Source organism: Cytophagales bacterium (genome assembly GCA_019456305.1).
Classification (GTDB): Bacteria; Bacteroidota; Bacteroidia; order Cytophagales; family VRUD01; genus VRUD01.
The window spans coordinates 1-25,410 of sequence record VRUD01000033.1; the positions used below are offsets into that span (position 1 = coordinate 1).

The 25,410-nt window shown below is 36.4% G+C and carries 25 protein-coding genes; 6 read left to right on the top strand and 19 right to left on the bottom strand.

Going from position 1 to position 25,410, the window contains the following annotated elements; genetic code table 11:
• Together FVQ77_08680 and FVQ77_08685 are read right to left on the bottom strand one after the other, a co-directional pair.
• On the bottom strand, nucleotides 1-2,279 hold a 2,279-nt coding region (locus tag FVQ77_08680), incomplete at its 3' end, for a hypothetical protein (protein MBW8050396.1).
• Nucleotides 2,280-2,502: 223 nt separating this feature from the next.
• Complete coding sequence (locus FVQ77_08685; protein ID MBW8050397.1) at nucleotides 2,503-3,282, bottom strand: tetratricopeptide repeat protein; 780 nt, start codon at nucleotides 3,280-3,282, stop codon at nucleotides 2,503-2,505.
• Nucleotides 3,283-4,537: 1,255 nt separating this feature from the next.
• Here FVQ77_08685 and kdsA point away from each other — a divergent pair.
• On the top strand, nucleotides 4,538-5,353 hold the full coding sequence (gene kdsA, locus FVQ77_08690) for a 3-deoxy-8-phosphooctulonate synthase (GenBank protein MBW8050398.1): 816 nt from the start codon (nucleotides 4,538-4,540) through the stop codon (nucleotides 5,351-5,353).
• 54 nt (nucleotides 5,354-5,407) lie between these two features.
• On the opposite strand, the gene apaG is transcribed toward kdsA, so the two are convergent.
• Nucleotides 5,408-5,794: a Co2+/Mg2+ efflux protein ApaG gene (apaG, locus tag FVQ77_08695; protein ID MBW8050399.1), complete on the bottom strand. Its 387-nt coding sequence runs from the start codon at nucleotides 5,792-5,794 to the stop codon at nucleotides 5,408-5,410.
• A gap of 410 nt (nucleotides 5,795-6,204) precedes the next feature.
• On the opposite strand from apaG, the gene FVQ77_08700 reads away from it, so the two are divergent.
• A complete protein-coding gene (locus FVQ77_08700) occupies nucleotides 6,205-6,867 on the top strand; it encodes a uracil-DNA glycosylase (GenBank protein ID MBW8050400.1) in 663 nt (220 codons plus the stop codon).
• A 4-nt stretch (nucleotides 6,868-6,871) separates the two neighbouring features.
• Here the strand turns inward: FVQ77_08700 and lepB are convergent, their stop codons facing one another.
• From lepB to FVQ77_08730, 6 genes are all read right to left on the bottom strand, one after another.
• Complete coding sequence (gene lepB, locus FVQ77_08705; GenBank protein ID MBW8050401.1) at nucleotides 6,872-8,329, bottom strand: signal peptidase I; 1,458 nt, start codon at nucleotides 8,327-8,329, stop codon at nucleotides 6,872-6,874.
• A gap of 15 nt (nucleotides 8,330-8,344) precedes the next feature.
• Nucleotides 8,345-8,599, bottom strand: coding sequence for a CopG family transcriptional regulator (locus FVQ77_08710; GenBank protein ID MBW8050402.1), 255 nt, complete (start codon nucleotides 8,597-8,599; stop codon nucleotides 8,345-8,347).
• The gene (locus FVQ77_08715) at nucleotides 8,583-8,852 is read right to left on the bottom strand and encodes a BrnT family toxin (protein MBW8050403.1); all 270 of its coding nucleotides are present in this window, start codon (nucleotides 8,850-8,852) and stop codon (nucleotides 8,583-8,585) included. Before FVQ77_08715 ends, FVQ77_08710 begins: the two co-directional genes overlap by 17 nt.
• A 225-nt stretch (nucleotides 8,853-9,077) precedes the next feature.
• Complete coding sequence (locus FVQ77_08720; GenBank protein ID MBW8050404.1) at nucleotides 9,078-9,533, bottom strand: hypothetical protein; 456 nt, start codon at nucleotides 9,531-9,533, stop codon at nucleotides 9,078-9,080.
• 229 nt (nucleotides 9,534-9,762) lie between these two features.
• A complete protein-coding gene (gene dapB, locus FVQ77_08725) occupies nucleotides 9,763-10,503 on the bottom strand; it encodes a 4-hydroxy-tetrahydrodipicolinate reductase (protein ID MBW8050405.1) in 741 nt (246 codons plus the stop codon).
• 176 nt (nucleotides 10,504-10,679) lie between these two features.
• Nucleotides 10,680-11,150 (bottom strand): TlpA family protein disulfide reductase, encoded by a 471-nt coding sequence (locus FVQ77_08730; protein ID MBW8050406.1) that lies wholly within the window; start codon nucleotides 11,148-11,150, stop codon nucleotides 10,680-10,682.
• A gap of 293 nt (nucleotides 11,151-11,443) precedes the next feature.
• Here FVQ77_08730 and FVQ77_08735 point away from each other — a divergent pair, with 293 nt between their 5' ends.
• Nucleotides 11,444-12,958 carry a DUF5106 domain-containing protein gene (locus FVQ77_08735; protein MBW8050407.1) on the top strand — a complete coding sequence of 505 codons (1,515 nt, stop codon included), beginning with the start codon at nucleotides 11,444-11,446 and terminating at the stop codon, nucleotides 12,956-12,958.
• Between the two features lie 148 nt (nucleotides 12,959-13,106).
• On the opposite strand, the gene FVQ77_08740 is transcribed toward FVQ77_08735, so the two are convergent.
• The 6 genes from FVQ77_08740 to FVQ77_08765 all read right to left on the bottom strand — a co-directional run bounded on the left by FVQ77_08740 (nucleotide 13,107) and on the right by FVQ77_08765 (nucleotide 18,885).
• A complete protein-coding gene (locus tag FVQ77_08740; protein MBW8050408.1) occupies nucleotides 13,107-13,298 on the bottom strand; it encodes a hypothetical protein in 192 nt (63 codons plus the stop codon).
• A 207-nt stretch (nucleotides 13,299-13,505) separates the two neighbouring features.
• Complete coding sequence (locus FVQ77_08745) at nucleotides 13,506-14,366, bottom strand: cation transporter (protein MBW8050409.1); 861 nt, start codon at nucleotides 14,364-14,366, stop codon at nucleotides 13,506-13,508.
• A 129-nt stretch (nucleotides 14,367-14,495) separates the two neighbouring features.
• On the bottom strand, nucleotides 14,496-15,452 hold the full coding sequence (locus FVQ77_08750; protein MBW8050410.1) for a 1,4-dihydroxy-2-naphthoate polyprenyltransferase: 957 nt from the start codon (nucleotides 15,450-15,452) through the stop codon (nucleotides 14,496-14,498).
• Nucleotides 15,453-15,477: 25 nt separating this feature from the next.
• Entirely contained in the window at nucleotides 15,478-16,047 is a 570-nt protein-coding gene (locus FVQ77_08755) for a glutathione peroxidase (GenBank protein MBW8050411.1), read from the bottom strand.
• A gap of 278 nt (nucleotides 16,048-16,325) precedes the next feature.
• Nucleotides 16,326-16,892, bottom strand: a complete 567-nt coding sequence (locus FVQ77_08760; protein MBW8050412.1) for a Uma2 family endonuclease — start codon at nucleotides 16,890-16,892, stop codon at nucleotides 16,326-16,328.
• A 55-nt stretch (nucleotides 16,893-16,947) separates the two neighbouring features.
• A complete protein-coding gene (locus tag FVQ77_08765) occupies nucleotides 16,948-18,885 on the bottom strand; it encodes an arginine--tRNA ligase (GenBank protein MBW8050413.1) in 1,938 nt (645 codons plus the stop codon).
• A gap of 116 nt (nucleotides 18,886-19,001) precedes the next feature.
• Here FVQ77_08765 and FVQ77_08770 point away from each other — a divergent pair, with 116 nt between their 5' ends.
• The 3 genes from FVQ77_08770 (at nucleotide 19,002) to rocD (ending at nucleotide 22,091) form a co-directional block, all read left to right on the top strand.
• A complete protein-coding gene (locus FVQ77_08770) occupies nucleotides 19,002-20,351 on the top strand; it encodes a GTPase (GenBank protein MBW8050414.1) in 1,350 nt (449 codons plus the stop codon).
• 32 nt (nucleotides 20,352-20,383) lie between these two features.
• Nucleotides 20,384-20,803, top strand: coding sequence for a clan AA aspartic protease (locus FVQ77_08775; GenBank protein ID MBW8050415.1), 420 nt, complete (start codon nucleotides 20,384-20,386; stop codon nucleotides 20,801-20,803).
• 79 nt (nucleotides 20,804-20,882) lie between these two features.
• Nucleotides 20,883-22,091: an ornithine--oxo-acid transaminase gene (gene rocD / locus FVQ77_08780; GenBank protein MBW8050416.1), complete on the top strand. Its 1,209-nt coding sequence runs from the start codon at nucleotides 20,883-20,885 to the stop codon at nucleotides 22,089-22,091.
• Between the two features lie 68 nt (nucleotides 22,092-22,159).
• Here rocD and argF read toward each other — a convergent pair whose 3' ends face one another.
• The 4 genes from argF to arcC are packed head-to-tail and all read right to left on the bottom strand — an operon-like array spanning nucleotide 22,160 to nucleotide 24,896.
• Nucleotides 22,160-23,164: an ornithine carbamoyltransferase gene (argF, locus tag FVQ77_08785; GenBank protein MBW8050417.1), complete on the bottom strand. Its 1,005-nt coding sequence runs from the start codon at nucleotides 23,162-23,164 to the stop codon at nucleotides 22,160-22,162.
• 3 nt (nucleotides 23,165-23,167) lie between these two features.
• The gene (locus FVQ77_08790; protein ID MBW8050418.1) at nucleotides 23,168-23,659 is read right to left on the bottom strand and encodes a hypothetical protein; all 492 of its coding nucleotides are present in this window, start codon (nucleotides 23,657-23,659) and stop codon (nucleotides 23,168-23,170) included.
• Nucleotides 23,652-23,882 carry a hypothetical protein gene (locus tag FVQ77_08795; protein MBW8050419.1) on the bottom strand — a complete coding sequence of 77 codons (231 nt, stop codon included), beginning with the start codon at nucleotides 23,880-23,882 and terminating at the stop codon, nucleotides 23,652-23,654. The genes FVQ77_08790 and FVQ77_08795 overlap by 8 nt, the downstream gene beginning before the upstream one ends.
• A 45-nt stretch (nucleotides 23,883-23,927) precedes the next feature.
• Complete coding sequence (gene arcC, locus FVQ77_08800; protein ID MBW8050420.1) at nucleotides 23,928-24,896, bottom strand: carbamate kinase; 969 nt, start codon at nucleotides 24,894-24,896, stop codon at nucleotides 23,928-23,930.
• Nucleotides 24,897-25,410: the final 514 nt, after the last annotated feature.

The following is a 25,410-nucleotide window of genomic DNA, read 5'->3' on the forward strand; positions in this document are numbered from 1 at the left end:
CCTGCCCCTGTAAGAAGGCTATCATAATAAGTTCCTGCTGCACTCCTTGATATCCCGTAAATCATAATACTGGAACCATCACAAACAGAAACTGGTGCATCAACAATATTGTATGTCGGATCAAGGGTCAATACGGTGGAATGAACACTGTCACAGCCGTTAATAGTAGTTAAGCTGTCAAAATACGTTCCCGCAACACTTCTGAATATCCCGTAGATCATAATACTGGAACCATCACAAATAGAAACTGGTGCATCAACAATATCATACGTTGGGTTGACCGTAATTGCAATACTTGAGCATGAACCAGGAGTAACACATCCTCCTTCTCCCCTGGCGTAATAGGTTGTAGTAACAGTTGGTGAAATTAGAATAGATGTGCCCGTTCCTTCGGGTGTTCCTCCGCAACTACCCGAGTACCATTGCCAGGACGCGGCATCGTTAAGAAGGCCCGCAGAAACAGATAGGGTGGTACTGGCGCCATCACAAATCGTTGAGCTGGCAACTGTAAGTGTCGGCAGGTCTGGATTGGTGCATCCGCCACATGAAGTGCAGCTACTGTAAATTACAGCAGTATAGCCAGCTACCCTCATACCAAGTCCGTTATGCTGCACACCAAGTGTATTGGTATCACAGATGAATGCATTATTTAATGCAACAGTGTCAGTGACACTAACTATAAAGGGGTAAGTAGGTGGAATACAAAGGTTAAAATCGTTATTGTCAGTAAAAGCACCGATTGAATCGCTATTAAGATAAAAGGTTAAGTCAGCGGGTGTTGGAACATCATTTATGCTATATAAATTAAAAATTATTGAATCTATTTTTACGGTATTGAGGATAAACTGGTCAGATGTTTTTAAGGTCGTATCTCCTGTTACTGAACCGTCTCCGCATATATTAAAAGTAAAATTACTACAAGTAGTATCTCCGCTTCCGCCATTAACGTCATAGATACAAATTGTATCTACTTGTTGTAAATTAGCAATGACCTGATAATTTTTTAAGCTATCGTTGGCATTGTTAGCATCCCCTGATAAAGCGGTCCATGCATCAAAAATGTATGAGCCGGGGATTGATAGATCAGCTAAAGTATCGAAGGTGAAAGTAACGGTATCGCCAGGATTAAGTAAACCCAAAATTGTATCAAAAATGATAGGGCCTCCGTTAAAAGTGTAACCTACCCGGATAGTATCCTGCGTATTAATACCAAAGTTTTTGACCCTGATCGTAACATTTTCAGTTGCATTTAAGCCACACTGATAACCGCTTGGCGGTGCATCAATGGCGATAACTCCAACATCATCAGGAAATGGAGGAGTTTTGAGAATTGTTCCATTGAAACCCACTGCATAGCCTGTATCGGGATAAGTAAAATAAACTGATTTGAGGTTTTCGGTAGTTCCTGAAGATTCAGGAATCCAAGTGGTTCCTCCATTGATAGTTTTCAGAATGGTGCCATTATCACCTACCGCATAGCCTGTATTTGCATTGACAAAATATACAGAGTACAAATTCTCAGTAGTTCCGGAAATTTGCGCATTCCAATTGGTTCCTCCGTCTGTAGTTTTTAAAATGGTTCCAGTCCATCCAACTACATATCCTGTATCGACACTGGGAAAATGAACGCCCTCTAAATAATCAAAAGTTCCGGAAGTTTGTGCAGTCCAACTGACCCCGCCATTGGTCGTTTTGAAAATGACGCCAAGTGTACCCACCGCATATCCGGTATTGACATCTGTGAAATATACCCCGGTAAGCACATCGTCAAAGCCACCTAATGAAGTTGAACTCCAAGTGGCTCCTCCGTCTGTAGTTTTTGCGACTGTATGTTCTAAGAAAAAGTCAAAATCTGTATCCTCACCACCTACTGCAAAGCCGGTATCTGTCGCAGGGAAATAAATTGAATAAATCGCCCATAGTGTAGTAGATTGTGCAGACCAACTGTTTCCTCCATCAATAGTTTTATAAATACTGAATCCAAAAGCGCTGGTCACATACCCGATGCTAGCGTCTGTGAAATACAGTGAGCTGGGGGATGAAAAAGCTGGAAGAGGAGCCTTAGGAACCCAGCTACCGCCTTGATCATCGGTTTTTAAAACAGTATCGTTTTGACAAGCAACATAACCCGTATCGGGATGAGGAAAATGAACGGATTCCAGGTTACAATTGCTCCCTGAAGTTAGTTGCGACCATTGGCCTTTAACATGCTGAGCAAATAAAACCAACGAACAAAATAGAACAGGAGCAACGGATTTTTTAAAAACAGGTGTTTTCATTTCAATTAATTTTTTAATGGTTTAATCATTTGTTGCCGACAGGTTGGAAAATTTACTGAAAAGCAAAAAAAAGAAACTACGTCCTGGTCATTTGTTCCTATAAAAACTTCTACTTCTGAAAGGATATCAATATCTCAACAATGCAAAGGTAAAACTAAAGCACGCAATAGGTGCAAGAACAAAAAAAAAAATAATAAAAGAAGAATTGAAAAGCATGAAAATGTTAATTACTTTCGCTAAAAGTAGATAGTAATTTCTCGTACTTTTCCATTTCTTTCTGATTGTTGAGTTTAGTATATGCTTCTACAAGGATTTCATAGTTGGCTTTTTTTATACGCCCCCAACCTTTTTCTTTAGCAATGGCTAAACTTTTCGTAAAATATTCTATAGATTCTCCATGTTTGCTTAGAAGGCAATAAGCTTCACCAATATTATACATAGTCATTGCAATACCATATTTATCTCCCAATTTTTTTCTTATTTTTAAGGTTTTCATTTCATATTCTAAGACTTTTTCATAGTTGTCTTGTTCATAATAACAGCCCGCTATATTATTCAAACTCCAGGCAACTGCTCCTAACATTTCAGATTTTTCACTTACTTTTAAACCCTGTTGTAAGTATTCAATTGCTTTTTCATAGTCTTTTTGGATTCTATAAACTACTCCACTTTTTGTAAGGCTATATGCAATACCCTTTTGAAAATCTAATTGCTTTGATAAATTCAAAGATTGATCGCAATATTTAAGAGCAATCTCCTGATCTATTGTTCTATAATGCCAGCATAGTTCATATAATGTTATTGCTTTGTTCGTATCTTCTTTGACAGTTTCGAGAACTGCAAGAAGGCTGTCAATTATTTTTGATTGTTCTTGTGCAAAAGCCTGTCCTGAGCGTAGCAAAGGAACAAAAGTAAAAAGTGTAAAGAGGAAAGGTAAAACAACGTATTTACCATACCACCCGCCCGATTTTAAACGGCTTGTTTGTCTTTTTAATTTGTACATGATTGATAATGGTTTGATCAAAATTAGTTTAAAAACATGACGCAATATAATACATAAATTTTAGAAAGTCAAGTAAAATCAAACTTTTTAAAAAATTTTAGTTTTAAAAAAAATTTAGAATACTTATTTAGGATTAGGCGTTTAAATATCTCATTAGCGTAGGGTTTTATACCCTACGCTAATCAATAATGTTTATTCCAGTGAACATTTTTTTATATATCTGTTGAGTTTTATGCTCAAATTTATGATATATTTGGAGATTATTATGCGCCTAATTCTATACTTATTTATTAATATTTGTATATTTGACCAATATAATTATCATTAGATGTAATCAATTTTTATAAATAACAATGAATGGGAATTATTATTTATGCTTAAAGCTACTATCGATTATCAATTGATTTTTGAGATTCCTTCCTTTTATTATCGCCAATATGTATCAATATTACTAAGATTGTAGCAAGGATTACTATCACGACCAATGTAATTCCTAATATCTTCATAATTAATTAATTTTTTTTAGAATAACTACAGCGTAAATCAAAAGTATAAATGTAGCGATAATACTTGTAACGAAAAGCCAATTGGGCATTTTTACTTCTGAGACAAATTTACCGATAACAAAACTAATAAAAATTAATTTACCTAAATCGGCCATTATGCCTGAAACAGCTTTTTTTTGATTATCGTTAAGTACCATCAGTTAAGAATGTAAGTATGTTTGAGATGTAATTCTGTACATTCCATTGTTTTGAATGAGACGCCATAAATGGCATCTGTATATTCCGGATTGTTATTTGATAAATATGTTTTAGATGTAATCATAGGGCTTGCCCCGCACATAAAATTTATGTGCGGGGCGAATATACATAATGTTTTTTATTATCATGCAAATTTAAAAGTTTTTTTTAAAGTTGTACCTAAAAATCTAAATTAAAAAGAAAGAAAAGTTGACCCCCGTTAGATATAATCAATAAAAGCAACAAACAAGTAACATATAATGCAATATTTATAAACATTTACCTGATAGTATAAAAATATCTAACGGGGTGAATGTAAATGTTATGATACTTCCTTAATTTTATGCCGTAAAAGTAAAAAATTAAAACTTTACCCCGCACATAAATTATGTGCGGGGCAAACCACCACTTTTCTTATGAAATACGATAATACAACTGGTAAAGATAATAATAAAAAATATTAGTGAAATTCGTGTAATTAGTGGTTTCAATATCTAAATTTGCAATTAATTATGATGTTAGACATTCCAAAACTAAAATATACTGATTCAGGTAATTTTTTTCTTATAGCCGGGCCCTGTGCCATTGAAGGGAAGGAAATAGTATTTGAGATAGCTGAAAAGCTAAAGGTCATTACTGATAAGTTTCAACTCCCATTCATTTTTAAGGCATCCTATCGTAAGGCAAACAGAACAAAATTAGATTCATTTACAGGCATTGGCGATAAACCCGCACTTGAAATATTGAAGAGAGCAGGGGATGAGCTTGATATACCTACGCTAACAGATATTCATAATAAAGATGAAGCAAAAATTGCTGCGGATTATGCTGATGTGCTGCAAATACCGGCTTTTTTATGCAGGCAAACAGACCTGTTGTTGGCAGCAGGCAAGACCGGGAAACCTGTGAATATAAAGAAGGGACAATTTCTTTCAGGAGCAGCCATGCGATTTGCGGTAGAAAAAGTAAGAAGCACGGGTAATGATAAGATCATCTTGACAGACAGGGGAAATTTTTATGGTTATTCTGACCTGGTGGTTGATTTCAGAAATATTCCTGAAATGCAGTCTAACAAGGTGCCTGTGGTATTTGACGTTACACATTCATTGCAACAGCCAAATCAATCCTCCGGAGTTACCGGTGGCAGGCCGGCATTGATCGAAACCCTGGCAAAGGCTGCTATTGCTGTTGGCGCTGACGGATTGTTTATTGAAACGCATCCCAGACCCGCTGAGGCGAAATCTGATGGAGAGAATATGCTGGCGTTGGATAATATGGAAGGATTGTTGGAAAAATTGATTAAAATTTGTAAGGCCTTAAGCGCATAGCGCATGGCGCATAGCGATGAACGCCATGCACTTACGCGCTATGCGCTATGCGCTTTAATTTAGCCGAGATGGCACTTCCATTACAAATTCAGGTATTATTACTTTAAACGCAGCCCCATCCATGAGACGTTCCATTGTATAATATCCTCTCATTTTTCCAATGGCTGTATTGAGGTTACATCCTGAAATATACTGATGCGTTTCACCTGGCTCTAATACAGGTTGTTCGCCTACCACACCTACACCTTCAACTTCCCTCAATCTACCATGAGCGTCATGGATATACCAGTGCCTTCTTAACAGTTGAACCGTATGATCGCTAAAATTTTCAATAGTGATCTCATATTCAAACACAAAATGAGCCTGACCAGGATTGGAATATTCAGGAAGATAGGTGGTTTTAACTTTTATTTTGATATCTTTAACTATTTGTTCTGGCATAATTTTTTTTTAAAAAGAAAAATAGTATGGATTCATATAAGACAAAATCCGAAATTCAAAATCCGAAATCCGAAACCACTAATTACACGAATTACACTAAATTAGTGAAATTCTTAATTAGTGGTTTCAAAAAATTATGCTGCAAATTTAACAATAGTTTTAAATATTTAAGAGGTTTGTAAAAAAAAATAGGCTCTATTCTAATTATTGGTTGATAGATTATCGGTTTTCGGTTCAGTAAATTCAATAAGTTGGCAAAATGCAGTTGGCAGTTGGCAAATCTTTCCTCGCCTTTGGCGAGGGAATTTTTTGCCAACTGCCTATTGCCAACTGCCGACTTGAAAAGGCCAACTGCCAACTGTTTTTATAATTACTACCAACCAATAATTAGAATAGAGCCAAAAATTATTATGAACGTACAAATCGCTCCTTCCTGGAAAAATGTTTTGAACGATGAGTTTGAACGGGATTATTTCACGAATTTGGTAGAATTTATTAAAGGGGAGATAAGCCGGCAAAGAATTTATCCACCCGGCAAATTGATCTTTAATGCCTTTGATCAATGTCCGTTTGATGAGGTAAAGGTCGTCATTATCGGGCAGGACCCTTACCATGGTGCCGGGCAGGCAAATGGATTATGTTTTTCAGTCAATGACGGGTTACGATTTCCACCTTCATTGATAAATATTTTCCAGGAAATTAAATCAGACCTGGGGAAAGAGATCCCCGGTTCGGGAAATCTTGAAAGATGGGCAAAACAGGGGGTGCTGCTTTTAAATGCCACCTTAACAGTAAAAGCGCATACTGCCGGATCGCATCAGAATAAAGGCTGGGAACAGTTTACTGATACGGTTATCAAAGTGATCTCGAAAAATAAAGAAGGTGTTGTTTTTTTGCTGTGGGGCGCCTATGCGCAGAATAAGGGAAACATTATTGATACCTCTAAACATTTTGTCTTAAAATCTGCGCATCCGTCTCCTTTTTCAGCAGACAGAGGGTTTTTTGGATGCAGGCATTTTAGTAAAGCGAATGAGTATTTGAGGCAGAGAGGATTAAAGGAGATTGAATGGTGAATGGTTAACGAATTATCTTAAAAAGCCTGTTCCACCGGATCTTGCTATTTTTAAAGCTAAATAGTTTTCCATCAGGGTCTAACGAGAGCCAGATAAACAAAGCTTTGCCAACAACATGATCTGCAGGTACAAATCCCCAGAACCTTGAATCTAATGAGTTGTCCCTGTTGTCGCCCATCATGAAGTAATAATCCTGCTGAAAGGTATATTCATTCACTACTTTTCCATCAATATAAAGTGTATCATATTTTACTTCAGCGTCTTCCCACCCTTCGTAATGTGTGATCAACAATTCATAAAAGGGCAGTGTATGAGGGGTGATCTTTACAGTTGTGCCTTTTTGGGGAATAGTAACAGGCCCAAAATGATGTTCATTCCATCTGCAATCCCAGCTTTTCCACATAAAACTTGCTGAACAAGGGAAAATACGATTTTCTTTTTCTTCTTTAGTTCTCTTTAATGGTATTATATTTTTAATAAACGGCACCGATTTTAGTTTCTTTACAGTTTTATTTTTTGTCCAAATAACATAACCACCCTGGACTAATTGAAACTCTGTGATGTCATATTTTTTAAAGACCCTGTCCTTGATTATAGCATCTGTTACAGCCAGATACCGATGCTGCATTTCAGGTAAATTTTCTGTAGGCACTTCATTAATAAGTACCTGCCCATCCCTTACTTCTAATTTATCACCTGCAATGCCTATACACCGTTTAATATAATTTGTTTTAAGGTCAACCGGGCACTCAGGACAAGGATCCTGAATTAATGAAGAAAGAAAGACGGGTGGAAAATTAAAAACCACCACATCGTTATTTTTGATTTTTGAAAGGCCTGGCAGCCGATACTGCGGTAACTGGATCCATGTAAGATAGGATGGAATGTCAGTACCCCAAATCTTTTGATGGGTTAAGGGCATTTGTAGCGGAGTTTTGGGTGTTCTTGCACCATAATGCATTTTGCTTACAAACAAAAAATCACCTACCAGCAGAGATTTTTCCATGGAGGGTGTAGGAATTGTAAAAGCTTCTAAAAATGCCCATCGAATGAGCGTTGCAGCAACTACAGCAAAAACAATTGCCTCAGGCCATCCCCCGTATCTTGATCTATTTCGGGTCACTCCCTGAACATCTGTCATTTTAATTACATTTATTTTCCTGTCTAATGTTTCAATTTTAACTTCATCCCGGGTACCCGGGACCAAGGCTGCCGGTCTGTCTTCAATGATCTTCCCATGAATTATGCTGCCATTTTTTAAAAAGACTACATCTGTTTTTTTACTGGATGTAATAATTAAGGTAAGAATAATTATCTCGGAAATTATATAAAGTACAAAAGCAGGGTATAATTCTACATTGGTTGTTAAAAATACAAAGAAGAATAAAAGAAAAACAATTGCAGAGATTGTAACAAAGGTAGATTTTTTGTCTTTAAAAAGTTTACTTTTTATTTGTTTCATTTTTGTTAATTTGTTTTAAACCTTTTGTTTAATATGATAAATTTTTTCTATTTTTTCAGAAAGCCACATTTTAATAATAATTTCTTTTGATACATTTAATTTCATAGCTTCTTTATCAAGAATATCAATTATCCATTGAGGCATATCAAGGTTAATTTTTTTAACCACAATAGCTTTATCAAAGTCCATATAATCACTAATATCTTCACAATTATCAAATTTCTTATCAAGATCTTTAGCAGAAATATTTTTTTTATTTGACTTTTTCATAGTAATACTTTTGTAATTTTTTATCTGCCCGGTGGCAGCTTATTAATCTAATAATAGATTCTCTATATAAGAAAACACACGTATAAATTTTGTTATTATATTTTGAAATGATAAAATATCGTTGTTCTTCTTTAATTTTTTTGGCAGGTACTATTACATATTCATGATCCCATAATTTTTCAGCCTCTTCCAGACTAATTCCATGTTTTTTGAGATTGCTAATATTTTTATCATTGTCATATTCAAATTGCATATTGGTAAAATACGAGAAATAATTTCATTTTGGTACAAAGTTAGTAAAAAATTAATTACTATTTACAAGTATCCGGGAGTCAATATCATTACCCAACATCTAATATCCAGCAACCAGCAACAATAACCATGACAGATAACTATAACGTGCGGGCTAAAATTAGTGCTTTGGCTTGTGTTTGGCTCTGTGCGGCATTAATTTTAGCTAAGTGTTAGCAATAGTTTTTTATTTCATTGTCAATTCATTCGAACTAGTAGAAATTGCTTTATTATCACTGAACTCTATAGACAAATAAAAAACTGTATTAGCTGTGTCTTGCAATTGGCTTCTATCTATAAAGAAGATTAGTGATTCGTTTTCGTGCTTAGGTCCTAGAAAAACGTTGCCATATTCCACTTCCTGTTGCGAATTAAAAGTTGTGATGAAATCTTGGATGTTCTCAAAACTTAGTCCCGCAGCGCAATCACAGTTCTCTGCGAGACGTTGACACCCCACTCTGTTTAAAGTTTTAGGTAAATATCCATTCTTTGAGGTGTCTCCAACGACATAAAGGCTTTTTCCTTCGGGCTGTTCCGAAATACTAAATTTTGTAATTGTTTCATTACAGCCTTTCCAGCCTTCTGGGTCATACATAATTCCACCGGTTGGACTGTTTTCATCAGAATAATATTCTCTTTCCATGTGTATTATTATTCCAATAGTTTCCGTGCTATCTGTTATGGTAGTCTCAGAAAAATCAGTACATGCAGAATTAGGTCCTTCTCGATAACTTCCGATTTGAATTTCTGCTCGGACTATTCGATAATGATCTTTTACCTTCTCTCCGATACAAGAAGAGAGCACGATTCCTAATATGAAATAGATGAGTATAGAGTTCCTCATAATTATTGCTAACATCCAGCAACCAGCATCAAGTATCAAGCCCCAACATATCCTCCATTCCAAAAACACCTTTTTTACCTATCATCCATTCAGCGGCTAATACAGCCCCCTCAGCAAACCCTTTCCTGCTATGTGCACTGTGACTTATTTCAATGCTATCAACGTCCGAATCATACTTTATTATATGTGTTCCGGGGACATTATTTTCTCTTTTTGAAACAATGACCACTTCCTCTGATTTACTACTGCCACTGCCACTACTACTTTTTACATTAACCCACTTTTTCTTTCTATCAATTGATCCAATAATATCATTGGCAAGGCTGATTGCTGTCCCACTAGGGGCATCCAATTTTTCAGTATGGTGTGTTTCTTCCAATGAGACATTATATTGCAGATAATTATTCATCATGCGGGCAATTAATTTATTAAAATGAAACAACAAATTTACACCAATGCTAAAATTTGAGGCATAAAAAAATGATCCATCGTTTTCTTTACATAATTTATCAATTTCTTTCTTTTTGTCCAGCCATCCTGTAGTGCCTGAAACCACAGGAATATTTTTTTCTATACAAAACTTAATATTGCCGTAAGCAGCGCCTGGTTTGGTGAATTCTATGGCAACATCAATATTTTCTAATGATATATCCTGCAATTCAGCGCTATTATTTGCGTTGATCTTACAGGTTATCCGGTGATCTCTTTTCAGCGCTGTTTGCTCAATGGCTTTTCCCATTTTACCGTAGCCAAGCAATAATATATTCATAAATAAGTTTTCTAAAAAGTTTGTAAAAGTATATAATTATATTAACTTACCCCAAATTTCTATTCCGATGCAAATATACCTAATCTGTAAAAGGGTTTATTAAAAGTAAAGATTGAGTTTCTTAGTTTACTTTGCTTTTTAAAAAGTGGGATGGCAATATTTTATACAATTCGGATTTACTGAGGAATTGCATTTTCCAGTTCCTGTAAAGTGAGCTTACCTTCATGAAAAAAGGTATAATTTTTAGCGTTATTGATTATCAAAGTGGCAGGAATAGAACCTGTCCATTTTTCGTTGATCTGAGGGATCCAGGTATTTTCGTCTGGTTCGTCTAATAAAACCACTTTTGACCTGATCTTGTTTTTTGTTAGGAATTTTTTTAACTTACCTACCTGTTTAGGAAAATCAAGGCTAACTAATAGTACTTTTACTTTCTCATCAGAATGATTTTTCTTGATCTGCTCAAACAAAGGTAATTCTTCAAGGCAAGGCCGGCACCACGTAGCCCAGAAATTGACAACATAAGTGGTATCATTGCGTACTTCGTAGTATGATTTTAATTCGGATAATGAAACTATTTTTACAGTTTGTGCTTTAAGTATAAATGAGAAAGCAATTAAGAATAAGGCTAATATTGTTTTATTCATCATTTTTGTAATTTCATGTAAATGTCATAATTTTGCTACCCAATAACAAAAAAATATTGCCACTAAAGCACAAAAGCACTAAATCCCACGAAAGCAGTTTGCAGTTGGCAGTAGGCAATAAGCAGTAGGCAATAGGCAAATAGGTAGGCAATATTGCCTACTGCCTACTGCCAACTGCCAATTTCTTTAGTGGGATTTTGTGATTTAGTCCCCCCAAAGGCGGGATTGTGGCAAAACAAACTAAATTCCCCCGATTGCATCGGGGCAGGCGATACAATAAATTATATAGCAGGATGAAGAATTATATTCTTAAAATAATAGTTTTTGTTTGCGCTTTTATAATCAGTGTAAAATCTTTTGCAGGAGATGGTTATATCATCAGGATCAAGGTCAGTGGAATTAAAGACACTGTTTGCTTTCTCGCAAATCATTACGGAGGCAAACAATACTATAAGGATACTGCCAGGGTAGATGCAAACGGAGTATTTATTTTCAAAGGAGATAAAGCATTGCCGGGAGGTATCTACTTAGTCATAATTCCGGGTACAAAATATTTTGAATTTTTGGTCACCGAGCAAAATATTTCAATAGAAACAGACACGCTGAATCTCGTTGGAAACTTGAAGGTCAAACGCTCTGAGGAGAATAAATTATTTTACGGATACATCAGGTATATCAATAATAAAAGAAAGGAAATTGGCCCGCTGAGAAAAGCGCTGAGAGCTATAAAGGATAATGAAGATTCAACCGCATTGTTAAAAGAACGAATTGCTAAAATTGACGAAGAAGTTAATAATTACCAGCTAACATTCATTAAAGAGCACTCAACTACTCTATCCGCTAAAATATTTAAAGCATCAATGGAAATAAAAATTCCGGAGACACCGATCCTTAAAAACGGTAGAAAAGATTCGTTGTTTGCTTATAGATACTATAGAGCGCATTTTTTTGATAATGTTGACCTTTCTGATGACAGGTTGTTGAGAACTCCGATCATACACAATAAGATTATAAAATTCATTCAAAAAATGACTCCGCAGATACCTGATTCTATCAATAAAGCGGCTGATTTTGTTGTGGAAAAAACAAGAGCAAACAAAGAAGTATTCAAATATGTAGTCCACTGGATCACGAATACTTATGAAAAATCAAAGATAATGGGTATGGATGCAGTGTTTGTGCATATGGCTGAGAATTATTATATGACTGACGATGTTTACTGGATAGATTCAACCCAGCGATTCAGGATAAGCGAGAGGGTGAAAACGTTAAAACCGCTGTTGATCGGGAAAAAAGCCAAAAATTTAATAATGAAAGATGTTCATGAAAAGCAGGTCTATTCTCTGCATGATTTTTCCGGCCAATATACTATCCGCTTATTATCCGGAGCGGACTGCAAAGAAAACCGGAGCTATACGGTTCTGCCTTTAAAAGCCAGGTTTACGATTCTTTGTTTCTGGGACCCGGATTGCGGGCATTGTAAAAAAACCATACCGAAGCTTGAAGCTGTCTATCAAAAATATAAAAGAGATGATGTTGAAATTTACGGTGTTTGTACTGAAGCTGTTCTTACTAAATGCATTGCTTTTATTGAAAAGTATAATTTGACATGGCTGAATGTAGCTGATCCCTGTTATCAAAATAACTTCCGAGCTGACTATGATATCAGCAGCACGCCTAAAATATTCCTTTTAGATGAAAATAAAAAAATAATAGCTAAACAGCTTGATGTGAAGCAATTGGATGATTTTTTGGCGAGATTGCTGAATAAAAAGATAGAACCCGAACAGGAAGAGGGTAGTGAGTAGTGATGTCTAAGACTATGACAAATGACTAAAAACCTTTCGCTGTTCGCCAATTACAACTTACAGTACAAATAACCCGCGATATAAATATCGCGCTACAGGCAGCACGAAATTTATTTTGTGCTGAAAAGAAATATTTATACAAATTATACTAAAGATAATCAGGATTATAATAAGTTCCTTTCCAATCATCCCAATTTTCTACCAATCCGGCATTAACTGGATTTTCAATAATATAATATATTATCCTTTCTTTCTCATTATCGTCTCTCACAGTGATAAAATAATCGGTTTCTGATAAAAGAAATAAATGTGGTAAGTTTCTATTATATTTGGTTTTCATAATACGATGATTTACTTATCCTTGAATAATGTAATTCTAATGACATGAATTATTAAATTAAAAAATGCAAAATTAATACCACATAACGATCAGCGATATAAATATCGCGCTACAAGTAAAACGATTTTTTTTTGTAGCACGATATTTATTTCGTGGAACAATATAACGACCAGCGATATAAATATCGCGCTAAAGTCAGCACGGAATTTATTTTAGTTCACATTTCTCATTTTCATATTCCACTTCCAAAGTAACATGTTGAATATTGAGATGAGAGACCAGGGATTTCACTTTTTCTTTTATCATGATTATATCCTTTTGGGAAATATTTTCCTTAATCACTACATGGGTGGTGAGCACGTGTTGTTCACCATCAAGCGACCAGGTTTGTGTATGGTGAACTGATTGCACATCATCAATTGTAATAATTTTATTTTCGATTTCACTAATATTAATTTGTTCCGGAGTTCCTTGAAGGAAAACAAATAAAGTTTTTTTCAAATATTTTAAGCCATTGTAGAGTACATATAAGGTAATAAGGATTGACAGAATGGGGTCAAGGATATAAATTTCTTTAAACATCAGCACGATACTCACAATCAATATGGCTGCCCAGCCCAATACATCTTCCAGTAAATGCCATGTTATAACCCGTTCGTTGAGCGTTTTTCCACCTTTTAAGCGCAGTACCGCCAACCCATTCACTATGATCCCTCCAAGGGCAAAGAAAAACATCCCTTCCGCATAAGATGGTTCAGGATTAATAATTCTCGGTATTGCTTTAGAAAGTATATATAAAGAGCCTCCTACCAGGATCAGGCCATTTATTAAAGCTCCAAGTAAAGAAAAACGCCTGTAGCCGAAGGTAAAGTTTTTGCTTGCTTTTTTAGCAGAAAATCTTTCCAGGTACCAGGCAAGACCAAGCGAAAAGCTATCCCCCAGGTCGTGCAAGGCGTCTGACAGGATTGCTATACTATTTGTCCATATCCCTCCGAATATTTCTATAATGGTAAAACAGAGGTTGAGGAAGAAAGCAACTTTAATATTGCCGGTACTGTTTTTGGTCATTGGTTTAATTAATTGTATCGGGATTTTAATGTTTTCTTTTGCCACTAAAGCTCAAAAGCACTAAATCCCACTAAATTATTTAACAAATCGTTTGATTCCCTGCCCTATATTTACAATCATTTTATGAAGTTATGTTCTATATATCGCAATTAACTCTCCTATACCAAAAGTGACGACAAATATCAGCGTAGCCATGGCCATTTGTTTCAAATAAGGATCCAGTTCTACGGGCTGTTTCTTCCAGACAGCAATGCCGTTCATTAATACGAGTGGTATGCTGATAAGAAACAGAAGCTGTGAAGCGCTCTTATAATTGACCATGATGTAGATCAAAGTGCATCCAATACCGCATATCAATAAAAACCAATGATAAATTTTTGCTTTAAAAGCTCCAATTCTCACAGGAATAGATTTTTTACCTGCAATCTTATCTGATTCAATGTCTCTGATGTTATTCACATTTAATACTGCTACGCAAAAAAAACCACAACTGGAGGCTGGTAACATAACTGTAAAGCTGATCTCAGCAATAAAAGCAGCATCAGTAGTAAAACTCTGTAGTTGATGAAGGCAATAGGTACCAAACACACCTACCCAGCCGAAGAAAAACATCACAAAAATATCTCCTAATCCGGCATAGCCGTAAGGGTTTTTTCCTGCTGTGTATTTAATAGCTGCTGCAATGGCTAATATTCCCAATAGAAAAAAGAAAAAAAGGCTGTTTACAGATGGAAGGCGATGAGGAATAAATGCTGTAAAAAGTAGATATGAGCCTGAAATTAAAGTTAATACTGCGAAGACCACAATAGCAATCTTCATAGTATCGGGAGTAATATAGCCCGACTGAACTGCTCTTTGAGGCCCTTTCCTGCTAACGTTATCGGCACCATGCTGCCAGTCACCGTAGTCATTAGCAAGGTTTGATAATATTTGCAACAACGTAGCAGTTAAGGCGCAAAGAATGAAAATCGTTAGATCAAAAGCACGATGAGAGGCAGCTAAAAAGCTGCCCATCCCAATACTTGCTAAGGCAAGGGTTAAGGTTCGTAATCTTATAGCAGAGATCCAGGACTTTAAAGTGTTCATGTGTTCTATATTAACACAATTTTCTTCACTTATTGATCGCGCTCAATATTTCCTCACTCATCGGCTTAACGCCTGACCCGAAAGATTTGACAAGCTCCCCATCTTCATTAATGAGATATTTGGTAAAATTCCACCTGGGTCGCTGGTCATTCCAGCCATTCTGTTCAGGGTCTGAGATCCATTGATAAAGCGGATGCTGATCATCACCTATTACAGAGATCTTTTCAAACATCTGGAAAGTTACTCCGTAATTCTTTTTGCAAAATTGCACAATTTCTTCATTCGTCCCCGGCTCCTGTTTGCCAAAATTATTTGCAGGGAATCCAAGCACGGTTACTTTATCACCATATTTCTGGTGTAATTCCTGCAGCTCAGTATATTGAGGCGTATAGCCGCATTTTGAGGCAACATTTACAAGCAAAACTTTTTTGCCTTTATACATGGAAAAGTCAATTTCTTTTCCATCAATTGCCTTCATCTTAATATCATAGAATGATGTTGTTGATTGCTGCATATTTTTTTCAGGTTTTGATCTTACCTCTTTCATGCCGAAACAGGAAGATAACAGAATGATGATTGAATAAAGGGTTTTCATGATAAATAGTTGGTTATAATTAGTGTCTGTCTATAAAGTCGAATGTTTAATATATTATAGTAAAAACATAGCTTCGTAAGTTGATTAAAAAGTCGGCAGTCCACAATCGGCAGTCCATCCCGAGTACTCGGGAGCAGTCGGCAATTGTTTTTTGCCGACTGGGGACTGTGGACTGCCGACTGCCGACTTAATGTTGAAACTTTGGATTTTCATTATTGTATTCATGTTTTCAAGTGCCCATTGCCCACGTACTCACGTGAACATATTATCTTCTCAGACTAAAAAATTTCCTTTAAATTGATCGTCTTTTCTTTTCCGATTTTTAAAGGAATAGAATCGGTGATATTGTAAATTTTCTTTTTTCTATAAGAACCTTCTAAAGGCTGTGAATAAACTTCTACACGTTTTAATTTAATATCAAAAAGCCAATACTCCGGGATGTTTGCTTTAGCATATATGGAAGCTTTTTTCCGGTCAATATCTAAACTGGATACGGCAATTTCGATTACCAAAAGTGCCTTATCAGGATGTGAAAACCTGTATTTTTTTATTTTACCCTCAACAATTGAAATATCAGGTTCAGGTTCTGATCTATCAAAAGTTAATGGATCTTCCTTACGGATCAGCAAATCCTCAGGGATTAATGCTCGTAACAATTCGTATAATTCAGCTACGATATAAGTGTGTTCTGGTGACTTTGGCATTATTTCTATAATTATTCCATTTAACAATTCGGTTTTTTCTCCAATACTCCCAGCTTCTTCTAACCAGTGATGGTATTGCTCTACCGTTATTGGAAGTACCATTTTTCGGATACTTTCGTTTTCTAAAATTGCAGTTTGCATAATTAATGTAAGCGAGTTGTGAGTTATAAGTTATAAAATCATTTATACGCTGATTTTACATTCTCTCCGGTACCTCAATACCTAACAGCGCCATTGCCCTTTTTATAGTTTGTGCCACAATATACGAAAAAATAATTCTAAAAAAAAGTGTATCGTGATTTTTTTCACTTAAAACAGGAACTTCAACATAAAAACGGTTATACGTTTTTGCCAGGTCATACACATATTGAGCAATAATGGCAGGAGAATACGCTTCTCCGGCTTCTTTAATCCTATCAGGAAATCTGCTTAACAAAATTATAACTTCACGCTCTGTTTGATGCAAAGAATGTTTCTTCCCGAGTACCCGGGACAAAGGCCGCAAAGAAAAAAAATCAAACAACTTTGCGTCTTTGCGAGAAAATTTTTCTTTAGCTTTTCTTAATATCGAAGAAATTCGTGCATAAGTATATTGCACAAAAGGGCCTGTAAATCCCTGGAAATCAATGGATTCTTTTGTATTGAAAAGCATTCTCTTTTTGGGATCAACTTTTAGCAGAAAAAATTTCAACGCCCCCAGAGCAAGCACACGATATAGCTGTTTGGCGTCTGCTTTTGTAAAACCTTCTATTTTGCCCAATTCTTTTGTGTGTTTTTCTGCAATTGCGATCATTTCCGCTACAAGGTCATCGGCATCTACTACGGTTCCTTCCCTGGATTTCATTTTGCCCGCAGGCAGGTCAACCATTCCATAAGAGAGGTGGTAAATACCTTCAGCATACGGCTTGTTTAGCTTTTTCAAAATTTTCTTTAATACATCAAAATGATGATCCTGCTCATTGCCTACCACATAAACAGATCTTTGCATTTTATGATCTTTATACTTCAGGTCGGCTGTTCCAAGGTCTTGCGTGATATAAACAGATGTTCCGTCAGCCCTGAGCAATAATTTATCATCCAGGCCATCACCCGTTAGGTCAACCCATACAGAGCCATCATCTTGCACTAAAAACAGGCCATCTTTCAATCCCTGCTCCACAATTTCTTTACCCAGTAAATACGTATCAGATTCGTAATAAAGTTTGTCAAAATCAACCCCGATTGACTTATAGGTAGCGTCAAATCCCTTATAAACCCAATCATTCATTGTTTTCCATAATTTTCTCACTGTTTTATCTCCCTTTTCCCATTTATGTAACATCTCCCGTGCTTCTACCATTAATGGAGCTTCTTTTTGGGTAGCTTCGTCTCCAACTCCTTTGCTTTTCAACTGCAGAATTTGTTCCTGGTAAGCTTTCTCAAATTTTACGTAATAATCACCCACCAGGCGGTCTCCTTTAATGCCGGTTGATTCCGGCGTTTCGCTGTTTCCGAATTTCTGGTAAGCAAGCATTGACTTACAGATGTGGATGCCTTTATCGTTTATGAGGTTTGTTTTGATCACTTCATAACCATTTGCCTTTAAAATTTCACAGACCGAAAAACCTAAAAAGTTATTTCTCAAATGACCCAGGTGCAATGGTTTGTTGGTATTCGGAGACGAATATTCTACCATTATTTTAGCCCCCCTAACAGCCCCCCTGCCTCCCGCTATGCTGGCCCGATGTCCACTGGACATCGTCCTCCCCAAAGGGGGGACTTCCCCATCCCTTTTCCCACCCTTGTGTGGTTTCAGGTGCCTGCCCCGAATTCCTCGGGGTTTCCACCTGACAGAAATCTTGTTGAATACATTAACCCAAGCTTCATCACTAATGATAATATTTAAAAACCCTTTTACAACGTTGAAATCAGCAACTTCATTAGTATGCTGCTTTATATACTCCCCGATCTTTTTAGCAGTATCTTGTGGTGAACATTTTGTAATTTTAGAAAACGGAAATGTGACAAAGGTGAAGTCGCCTTCAAATTCTTTAGTGGTAGGCTGAAGGCTTATAGCTGCCTCTTTTAAATTAAGATCAAATAACTTTTTAAATGATGTGGCGATTTGTTTTATTAGAATTTTGTTTAAATCCATTGTGTGGAGTATAAATTTAATATCTTTGCACAATATTCGTCAAGACACAAAGAAACACAAAGATAATTAGAAAAATGGAAGATGGATATCAATCCTTGATTTTGAAAAATAAAACTATGGCAAAAAAGAACGTAATCATCATCGGTGCAGCAGGTAGAGATTTTCATAATTTCAATACTTATTTCAGGAATAACCCTGACTACAATGTAGTAGCTTTTACCGCAGCGCAAATTCCTGATATTGAAGATAGGAAATACCCTGCAGCATTAGCAGGTGACCAGTATCCTTCAGGTATACCGATCTATCTGGAAGAAGAATTACCCAAACTGATCAAAAAACATAATGTAGACGACTGTGTCTTCTCTTACAGTGACGTATCTTATAATTATGTAATGGGGATGGGCGCTATTGTAAATGCAGCAGGCGCTAATTTTGTATTATTAGGAACCAGGGATACTATGATCAAAAGTACAAAACCATTGGTTGCTGTGGGAGCGATCAGAACCGGGTGCGGCAAAAGTCAGACTTCACGGAGGCTTGTAGAATTATTGATGGCAAAAGGGCTTAAAGTCGTTGCTATCCGGCACCCTATGCCTTATGGTGATCTGACGAAACAAGGGGTTCAAAGATTTGCAACGGTAGATGACCTGAAAAAACACAATTGCACCATTGAAGAGATGGAAGAATATGAACCACACGTCATTCGGGGTAATGTCATTTATGCAGGCATAGATTATGAAGCGATTATAAGAGAAGCTGAAAAAGAAGCAGATGTTATTTTATGGGATGGTGGCAACAATGATTTTCCATTTTACAAACCCGACCTGACCGTAATTGTTACTGACCCGCACAGGGCCGGACATGAATTAAGCTATTATGCAGGTGAAATCAATTTGAGAAATGCTGATGTGGTGGTTATCAATAAGATGGACAGCGCCTCCATGGAAGATACTCAAATTGTGAGAGATAGCATTGCAAAGGTCAATCCTGATGCCATCGTAGTTGACGCAGCATCACCGATCAGTGTAGATAAACCTGAAATTATTAAAGGCAAGAGAGTGCTGGCAATAGAAGACGGGCCTACTTTAACCCATGGAGAAATGAAGTATGGGGCAGCTATTGTAGCGGCAAGAAAGTTCGGGGCAAAAGAACTCGTTGATCCAAGGCCTTTTGCTGTCGGGAAAATGGCAAAAACTTACGAAATATACCCTAATATCGGCACGCTCTTACCCGCTATGGGTTACGGAGATGAACAGTTGAAAGATCTCCAGGAAACCATCAACAGATCAGATGCTGAGGCAGTAATTATCGGTACGCCTATTGACCTGAGCAGGATCATTAAGATTGATAAGCCGAATACAAGGGTATATTATGATCTGCAGGAGATCGGCAGACCCAATCTTGAGGAAGTTATTGATGAGTTTGTGGAGAAGTATGAACTGAAATTAGAGGAGGTGGCTGGATAAATTTGTAATAAATATTTAAAAACATTTTTCTTATGGGAAAAGTTACAGAAAAAATCAAGCTCACTAGCCTTAAAGATATCCATGCCGTTGAGTTTGGTATCAAAAATAAAAAAGATATACGATCAGTTGTAGTAGAAGGGTTAGCAGACACAGGAGCCACGTTGCTGGTATTACCTGAAGACATTGCTAAAAAAATTGGTTTGAAAAAATACCGTGAAGCTAAGGTAACCTATGCCGATAATCGTCAAGCAAAAAAAGGGGTCGCCCGCGGAATAATGATTGAGATATTAAACAGAACCACAGAAGTTGAATGTGTAATTGAAAAAGAAGGTACAAAAACTTTGATAGGACAAATACCCCTTGAAGCCCTTGATCTTTATGTGGATTGTAAAAAAGGCAGGTTGGTTCCCCGTCCTGAATCACCTGATATGCCTATGATAGATTTGTTTTGAAACTTAAATTTACGTGATTTTGCTATAAATTATTAATTGAGTAAAAAATAAAACTATGGAAAATATCCTAACAGAAACAATGGTTTCAACAGAAGCAATCGCCTTAGAAGAACATTACGGTGCCCACAACTACCGCTCGCTTCCTGTAGTATTGTGCAAAGGTGAAGGAGTATTTGTATGGGACACAGAAGGAAAGCGGTATTACGATTTCCTGTCGGCTTATTCTGCCCTGAACCAGGGACATTGTCATCCAAAAATAATAAGGGCAATGACCGAACAAGCCCAAAAGCTTACTTTAACCTCGCGGGCATTCTACAACGACTGCCTTGGGGAGTATGAAAAGTATGTGACCGAATATTTCGGTTACGATAAAGTATTGCCTATGAATACCGGTGCCGAAGGGGTAGAAACGGCCCTGAAGCTTGCCCGGAAGTGGGGGTATCAGAAAAAAGGCATTGCTGAAAATAAGGCAAAGATCATCGTTTGTGAGAATAACTTTCACGGAAGAACGATAACCATCATCTCTGCTTCCAACGACCCTGACGCCAGGAATGATTTCGGGCCCTTCACACCGGGCATTGTGTCCATTCCTTACAATAACGTTGACGCTTTGGCCAAAGAGCTTGAAGATGCCAACGTTACTGCATTTTTGGTAGAGCCGATCCAGGGTGAAGCAGGCGTACTTGTGCCGGATGAAGGTTACATTTCCAAAACTCATGCTTTATGCAAAGAGAAAAATGTGTTGTTCATTGCCGATGAGGTGCAAACAGGAATAGCAAGAACAGGTAAACGCCTGGCATGTGACCATGAAAATATAAAACCTGATGTGCTGATCCTTGGTAAAGCTATTTCAGGCGGCCTGTACCCGGTATCTGCTGTCCTTGCTGATGATGATATTATGTTGTGTATCAAGCCCAATGAGCATGGTTCTACTTTCGGAGGAAACCCGGTTGCCTGCAAAGTCGCTATTGCAGCGCTTGAGGTTGTGGAAGAAGAGCGCCTGGCTGAAAATGCTGATCATTTGGGGAAGATCATGAGAAATGAGTTGAGTAAAATTGATTCACCAATGATTACCACAGTTAGAGGAAAGGGATTGCTCAATGCAATAGTTATAAAGCCCACTAATGGAAAGGTGGCATGGGATGTTTGCCTTGCCCTGAAAGATAATGGATTGCTTGCCAAGCCAACCCACGATGATATCATTCGTTTTGCCCCACCATTGATAATGACAGAGGAGCAGTTGATGGAATGTGTGGAGATAATCAAAAAGACGATACTTTCTTTTTAGTTTTCTTTTTCATTGATTTTATTAAGAGTAGTCTCATTTTTCTGGAAATCCACGGCATAAATGTTGTGCTACAGCGTACCCAAAGTCACCACCATCACCGCCTTAGCCGTATGCACCCTGTTCTCTGCCTCATCAAAAACTATTGAAGCATCTGATTCAAAAACATCATCAGTTACTTCCATGGCTTCCAGGCCAAATTTCTGATAAATCTCTTCTCCGATTTTTGTTTCGTGATTATGAAATGCGGGTAAGCAATGGAGGAACTTCACACCGGGATTGCCTGTCATCTCCAAAACCTGTTTATTTACCTGGTAGGGTTTCAGTAGTTTTATCCGTTCAGCCCAGGCCTCTGCCGGTTCACCCAATGACAACCAAACGTCTGTATATAGGAAATCACAATCTTTGACCGCTGTCTTTACATCGTCAGTGAGCAAGATCTTAGCGCCTGTTTGTTTAGAAATTTCCCGGGCTTGAACCACCAATTTTTCATCAGGCTGCAGGTTTTGCGGGGCAGCAGCTCTGAAATCCATGCCCATTTTTGCAGCGCCTATCATTAAGGAATTTCCCATATTGTTTCTCGCATCACCCAAAAAACAAAATTTTATCTGGTCAAGTGATTTTTGTGAATGTTCTTTCATAGTCAGCAGATCTGCAAGCACCTGGGTAGGATGGAACTCATCTGTCAGGCCATTCCAAACAGGTACGCCTGCGTATTCTGCCAATACTTCCACTATTTCCTGGCCAAAGCCGCGGTATTCAATACCATCATACATTCTGCCTAATACCCTGGCAGTATCTTTCATGGATTCTTTGTGACCAATCTGGGAGCCGGTAGGCCCGAGATAAGTAACGTGTGCTCCCTGATCGTAAGCAGCTACTTCAAAGGCACACCTGGTACGTGTTGAGCTTTTTTCAAAGATAAGGGCGATGTTTTTTCCTTTTAATCTCTGCTGCTCGTTTCCAGAATGCTTTTCCTTTTTTAATTCAGCAGAAAGGTCTAATAGAAACTTTATCTCTTGAGGGATATAATCCAATAGCTTAACAAAATTTCTCTTCTTTAAATTATTAATCATATTTTATTTTTTCATATTCTGTATATGTTTTCTTATTTTTTCAAGATAAAAAATATGTATCTGGTCTTTTTTTCTATTAGCTAGCTGTTTTACTTTTATTAAGTCATCATAACTAAGAACTTTTACTTCTATATGCATATACTTATAATTTTTAGCTCTTTTAACAACTTCATCAAAAGATAGATTACCCATTATAGTAGCAGCGGACATAAAATCAACTTTACCAAAACCATCTCTATTCCAAACAGGTATTGAATTGACATTGATTTCTAACAAATCTTTTATCTTTAATTTTGATGTATTATAACCAAGTTCTTTAATAATATCAAATATTTTTTCTGCATTTTCTTTTGTTGGGTTGTACCATATATCCATATCTTTGGTACTATATTCATATCCATGATATATAACTGCATACCCTCCAATAATGATATATTCTACTTTTTTTATATTAAGAATTTCAAGTATGTTAAGATAAAATTGATTTTCAGTCATTTTCGATCTCAAAACTTCTTTTAATTTTTTGGAAATAAGCAATACGTTCCTTGAAAAATTCATTAACAAATTCTTTCATTTCAATAACTTCTCTAATTCTTTCTTCAGGGCTTTTTGCTGCCATTTCTTTCAATTCTTCTTCTTCAGTTTTTTTTGAACTAATTTTTCTAACTATATTTTTATTTATGGTATTCATAGTTAATTCTTTTTTAATATTTTTCAAAGATATTAATTAATAACTTTGTACCAAAACATGTCTTGTCTTGTCCTAATTCTCATAATTCAAAGTTATTTTTGTCCCATACGATCTATCTTCCAGCTTTGTTGCCTCTGTAATCACGCTTTTTTTACCTCCATGCCTGATAAAATACAATGCTGCAATGATCTTTGGTTTCATATTTCCTTCTCCAAACATACCTTCTTCCAAATATTTTTCGGTATCAGCTTTATCAAGAAATTCGACTTTTCTTTCATCAGGCTGGTTGTAATTAATATAAACATAAGGGACATCGGTCAAAATGTAGAATTCATCTGCATTGATCCTGCTTGCCAAAAGAGCGGACGTAAAGTCTTTATCAACCACTGCCTCAACAGGATGAAGATATTTATCTTTTCCAATAGATACGGGAATACCCCCTCCGCCAACAGCAATTACAATAGCCCCCTGTCGTGCAATAGTTTCGATTGAATTCCTGTTAAATATTGAAATGGGTTTAGGAGAAGGTACGACCCTTCTCCAGCCTTCTTTTTTTTTCGGAGTTTCTTTAAAGCTCCAGCCTTTTTCTTTTTTAAGTTTTCCTGCTTCCTGTGCTGAATATGTAACACCAATCCTTTTTGTTGGATCATCAAAAGCTTCGTCATTTTTATCAACGATTACCTGGGTTACTATTGTTACAACATCTTTTTCAATATTATTCTTATAGAGGATGTTTCTTAACACTCTTTCGATCATATATCCAATGCCCCCCTGTGAATCAGCAACGCATATATCCAAAGGCATCTGGGGAATATTGTAAATTTGCTCCCCGGCATCATTCCTCATGAGTATATTGCCAACCTGTGGCCCATTACCATGGGTTATTACTATATCATAACCCTCTTTTATTAAATAGATCAAGTTAGATAAAGTATCCGTTGCATTTTTTTCCTGCTCATCTATGGTCCCTGTTTGATCATCTCTTAATAACGCATTTCCTCCGAGGGCAATTACAGCTAGCTTGTTATATCGAAATTTCAATGTTTTAAAATAAAGTTTATTTTAAATTTATCTTTTCTGCATTTAATAATCAGGTTCTTGGTTCTGGGTACTTGGTTCTTGGTTGTAGATACTCATTGTCACTCCGCTTTTCAAGTACCCAGTGCCCAGTAACTAACTTATTATTTTTACTTCATTCAATTTTTAGTAATTTCATTTTTTAATTCAATTTACAACGTTATGTTCTTCATACAAAAATAGTGTTTATATTTGGGATGTAAAGAAAACGATTTTTTTCTAAAAACAAAACGATGAATCAATATAAAGAATATTCAATTAATTGTAATTTTAATACAACAAATTTAAAAAAAAATCGTATTAGTTTTTTATTAAGTATATAATTATTACTTTTGTGCCGACCATTTTAAAAAAGATGTTCCATTTTCACTGTAATACAGTCTTAGTGAGAAATTTTTAAACTTTGTAAATTAAGAACCCGAAGATATGAAAAAAATATTTTTTGCAGCGGTACTGCTTGCTTTCGCTATGGCTTCCT